Below are 4,830 nucleotides of genomic sequence, written 5' to 3'. Positions count from 1 at the left end.
ACCGGCCGTCGGGTGAGCGGTTCGGGCGGTGACGCCACATCAGGGCGGCGAGGCCCGCGGCGACGAGCCCGGCCGCGGGGCCGAGGAACCAGCCGGGCCCCGGCCACAGCCCGGCGACGAACGCCGGGACGAACGCGAGCAGCGCGGCCACCGCGCGGGTGCCGCCCGCCTGGAAGGGCGGCGGCCCGGCCAGGTGGCGCAGGTAGGCGGGGTCGCACAGCTCGTCCAGACGGGCGAGGCGGGCGGCGCTGCCGGCGGGGGCGGAGCGGTCGGACAGGGCGGCGAGCCGGGCGGCGGCGGACCGGAGTGGCAGGCGCCGGTCCAGGAGCCGCTCGGTGAGGTCCCGCAGGGCGGGGACGACGCGGGTGCGGGACGCGGCGGGCAGGTCGGGAAGCACGATGCCGCGCTCCAGAAGCCGGGCGCGCTGCTCCGGGCTGAGCCGTACCCCGTCCGCGTCGGTGAACGCCCCGGCGACGGTGTCCCGGTACGCCTCCAACGCGCGGCCCAGGTCGTCGAGGCGGGTGGGCAGGTCGGCGCGGCGGGCCGCGGCACCGAACAGCCCGGACGACCCGCGCACCAGCCGGTGGGCGTCGCGGGCGTCCTCCAGGGCGTCGTCGCAGGCGCGGCGGCGGACGGCGGCCGGGCGCGACGGCTCCAGCCAAGAGTGGCCCCGGAGGCCTTCCGGCAGGGAGTCGTCCAGCAGCACGGCCAGCTCGGGCGGTACGGCGTCGCCCGGTCCCGCGCCCGGCACCTCCTCGCCGGCGAGGGTGTCGAGGGCCTGCTTCCAGGCGCGTGTGCGGGCCTCGTCCGTCAGGTCGTGCTCCACGACCCGTACAGACGGGACGGCGACCCCGTTCATGACGCCGAGCGAGCGCAGCACGGCGTCGAACACATCCGGCTGGGCGAGGAGTTCGAGGAGCGGGCGCAGCCCCTCGGGGTCCGCGGTGCGCGGGTCGAGGAGCCACAGGACTCCGGCGGCGGGCGGACGGAGGGTGAGGGGGCGGCGCAGGACGCTCCCCCAGGCTCTCGGCTCCGCCCGGCCGGCCGGGACCCCGTCGTCGGCGCTGCCGACGGCGAGGCAGACGATCTGGGCGGGGCCGTACGAGTAGAGCTGCTCGTACAGGAGCTGGTGGGTGACGAGCAGGGCCGCGTCGTCGACCACGAGGAAGCGCCGCTCGTCGCCGCCGTGCTGCGGCGTCTCCAGCGCGGCGCGCACGGCGTCGGCACCGGGCGTGCGGCGCAGGTCGAGGGTGACGGCGTCGGTGGGCAGGCGGTGGGGCGGGACGGGGCCGTGGGACACGCGGGGGTTCACTCCTCGTCACCGTCCAGGTCCCACGGGTAGGAGGGCGCGGGGGCGGGGGCGTTCGCGGGGGCGGGGGCCTGTGAGGGGGCGGGTGCAGGCGGTGGGGTGCGGCGTGGCTCGGGGACCGCCTCGTGCCGGGGTTCGGCCTCGTACCGGCCGCCCTCGGCCGCCGGGGACCGGAGTTCGGGTTCGGCTCCGGCCCGCCGCTCGGCCTCCTCTCGGCGGTACCGCTCGTGCAGGACGCGCAGCGTGGGTCGGATGTGCAGGGAGGCGCCGTCGAAGCGCAGGTCGAGCGCTCCGGGGAGGGTGTGGGCCCAGAAGTGGCGCAACGGGGCGAGCCACTCCTCGTCCTCCTGGCCGTACTTGCCGGAGAGTTCCTCGATCCGGGCGAGCTGGCGCGGTGCGACCTCCTCGACGAACGTCAGGAACAGCGGCGAGGGCGGCACGGGTGTGGTGGCCAGCCCGGTGGGCTGTGCGCGCATCAGCCGCTCGCAGAACTCCTCGATGATGGAGCCCTCGTCGAGCAGGGCTGCCCGTTCGTACGCCCGCAGGAGCCCCGCCCAGCTGGACAGCTGTCCGTCGAACGGCTCCAGGCGCAGGGCCAGCGTGGCGGACTCGCCGTCCTGGAGGCGGACGCGGACGATGTCGGGGGAGGCGGCGGGACCCTCGTGGACGACCAGGCCGTTCCACATGGCGCTCAGCACGCGGTGCAGGATGCGCTGCCGGTCGTCCTCGGTGCTGACCAGCCAGTCGTCGCGGTGGCCGAGCCGCTGCCGCCAGTGCAGGAAGTCGTCGCTGCCCGCCACGTCGCGGGCGTCCGACCAGAGTTTGAGGACCTCGCGGACCTCGGAGATGTCGGTGAGGCTCATGCCGCTGCGGAACAGCACGACGGTGATGGACTCGGTGTCGACGGCCTGGAACTCCTGCGTCGCGTGCGGCGGCAGGTAGAGCTCCTCCTTGAGGTACTCGGCGGCGCGGCCGTCGGCCTCGCTCTCCGGGTGGGCGATGAGCACCTTGAGGGGGCCGCTGCCGTCGGGGACGAAACCGACCGGGAGGAGCCCGGCGACCTGCGCGCGGAACTGCTCCAGCCAGCGGCTGTCCACCGCGGCCGCCGCGGTCTCGTCGCCCGCCGCCGCCCGCAGGAGCAGCGCCATCGACGGCAGGAGGGGGCGTTCGTTGAGGGTGTCGCCGGTCTCGCCGAAGAGCCGCTTGACGCGCCGTTCCAGGACCTGCTTGATCTCCTTGACGGCGGCGCCGTGGGAACGGCGCACGGCCTCCAGGGCGCGCATCCAGTCACCGGGGTCGAGCAGTTCGGCGAGGAGCCCGGCGGCATCGGTGGTCTCGGGGAGGTTCGCGCTGCGCACGAGCCGTTCGACGACGTCGTCGTAGAAGGCGCGCAGGCTGTTCTGCGGGGGCAGCAGGTAGGAGACGCCCTTGCGGTCGTCGCGGTAGAGCTCGCGTCGGCGGTCGGCGAAGAGCTTGCTCTCGTTGTCCTCGTGGGCGCGCAGGGCGCGGGCGAGCTCTTCGATCTCCTTGCCTGCACGGTTCAGCGGCGGCCGCCACTGCGACTCGCCGGCCTGCCAGGCACGGTGCCACAGGGCGTTGGCGCGCCAGCGGTACCAGTCGTCCTGGTCGGCGACGGCGTTCTGGACGTCGGGGTCGCTCCACCGGGCCGGTACGAGACCGGCCGCGCCGCCCTTGATGCGCGGGACCTGGGGCGCCGAGTGCTGGACGTGGGCGGGGCGTTCGGGCTCGCTGCGGCGGTTGGCGAGCATGCCGGCGAACCCGGCCTCGGCGACGCGCTCGGGGTGGCCGGGCAGCCCGGCGATGACCCGTTCGAGCCGGAACGGGCCGATGGCGCCGAGGAGTTCCCGGGTGCCGGTGCCGGGCCTGAAGTCGTCGACGAGCCGCGGCACCTCGCGGGCGAGCCGGCGTTCGAGGCGCTGGAGGGCGTCCTCCATGTCGCCGCGGCGGTTGTACAGGGCCGTGGTGATGGCCTTGCTGCCCCGGGGCGGCTGTTCGGGTTCCGGGATGTCGGGGGCGGGCCTGGTCCACAGCGTTCCGATGCCGCAGCGTTCGAAGAGCTCCCTGACGCGCTCGGCGCCGTCCTTGGCGGGCTGGCGGGCCCGCTCGTCCATGCCGCGCACGGCCTGGGCGAGGAGCCGGGCGGCGACGATCTCGGCGAGGTCGTCGACGGGGACGGTGAGGGAAGCGGCGAGGCTGGTGGACATGCCCCGGTAGCCGATGCCGGAGCGGGCGGGCGTGGACCGCTGGACGCTCTTGTTGACGAAGCTCTCGGCGAACGACTGGTAGTCCTCCTCGGCGCGGGCGTTGCCCTTGTCGTCGGGGAGTTCGGTGCCGACGAGGGACATCACCATGGCGGTGACGGAGCGGCGCAGGTCCTCGGTGCGGATCACGGACGGCTTGCTGAACAGGAACGCGGTCTGCACGGTGGAGGAGCGCAGCGCGACGGCGGTGTCCCCGGGGTAGCGGACGCTGATGCGGGAGCGCTGCACGACGTCGCCGACGTCGGACTCGGCATCGGGCACGTTCTGGTCGTCCACCAGCCGTGAGAGGTCCACCAGGGAGCGGGCGGCGTTGAGTTCGGCCTCCCGGCCGCCGCCCGCCCCGGGCGGAAACGCGGACGGCATGACGACGAGCGGGTAGATCTTCACGCCTGGCACCTTGGACTTGCGGAACTCGTGCCCGATGAGGTGGATGAAGTCGTAGTAGATGCCCGCTCCGGTGCCGCCCGCGACGGAGAAGGCGACGAAGACGTCGCAGCCCCGGATGCGGCTGCCGCCCAGCCGCCGCAGGTCGCCCGCGGAGCCGCCGATGGTGCTGATGGCGTCGCGCAGGGGGCCGAGTACGGGTTCCAGCCCGCTGCGCAGGGTGGCGAAGAGGGCGGCGCGGCCGACCGTGGGCAGCTGTCCCGCGCCGCTGTGCAGGGGGGCGACGCGGGGCTGGCGGGCCTGCGGGGGCAGCCAGTCGCGGGTCTCCTCGTGCAGGGCGACACGGAGCATCCGGGTCACCTCGGGTGAGCTGTCGAACTCGCCGGGCAGCAGGTCGCGGACGATGCGGGAGGTACGGGCGTAGGCGGCCCTCTCCGTGCCCTTGGCGCTGAACTGCGGCTGGCGCAGCAGTTCGCCCTCGCTGAAGTCGGCGTACACGAACTGCAGGCAGTCGGGCAGCTGGAACGGGGCGCGGCGGCCGCCGTCGACGAGTTTGGTGCCGTCGGGGCCGCACAGTTCCCTGCGCAGACTCCGTTCGAGCTCGGAACCGATCCGTCCGCCGGTGCCGCCCAGTCCGACGAAGAGCATGGGCTGGTAGATCTTCATTACGTCTCCCCTTGGGACGCGGGCGCCCCGTCGTACGGTCGTGCGTCAGAAGTGCTGGTCCCAGCTGCCCGCGCCGGCCCTGCGGTCGTCGCGGCCGCTGCCGCCACCGTCGTCGTCCGGGCCGCCGGCCCTGGACCAGGGGCGCGCGCCGCGGGTGCCGGCCCCGCCCCTGCCGGTACTGCCGGTCCC

1 protein-coding gene and 1 pseudogene are annotated in these 4,830 nt (G+C 74.8%); both read right to left on the bottom strand.

The features are described 5' to 3' along the window. A pseudogene (locus FVS66_RS02360) lies at positions 1-1,300 on the bottom strand (hypothetical protein); the annotation flags it as partial. Positions 1,301-1,308: 8 nt separating this feature from the next. After that, a complete protein-coding gene (locus tag FVS66_RS02355) occupies positions 1,309-4,641 on the bottom strand; it encodes a tubulin-like doman-containing protein (protein ID WP_149179272.1) in 3,333 nt (1,110 codons plus the stop codon). Positions 4,642-4,830 lie beyond the last annotated feature (189 nt).

The sequence above is a fragment of the Streptomyces sp. TRM49041 genome, from assembly GCF_008271805.1.
Taxonomy (GTDB): Bacteria; Actinomycetota; Actinomycetes; order Streptomycetales; family Streptomycetaceae; genus Streptomyces.
This window is presented reverse-complemented; position numbering and strand designations above follow the sequence as displayed.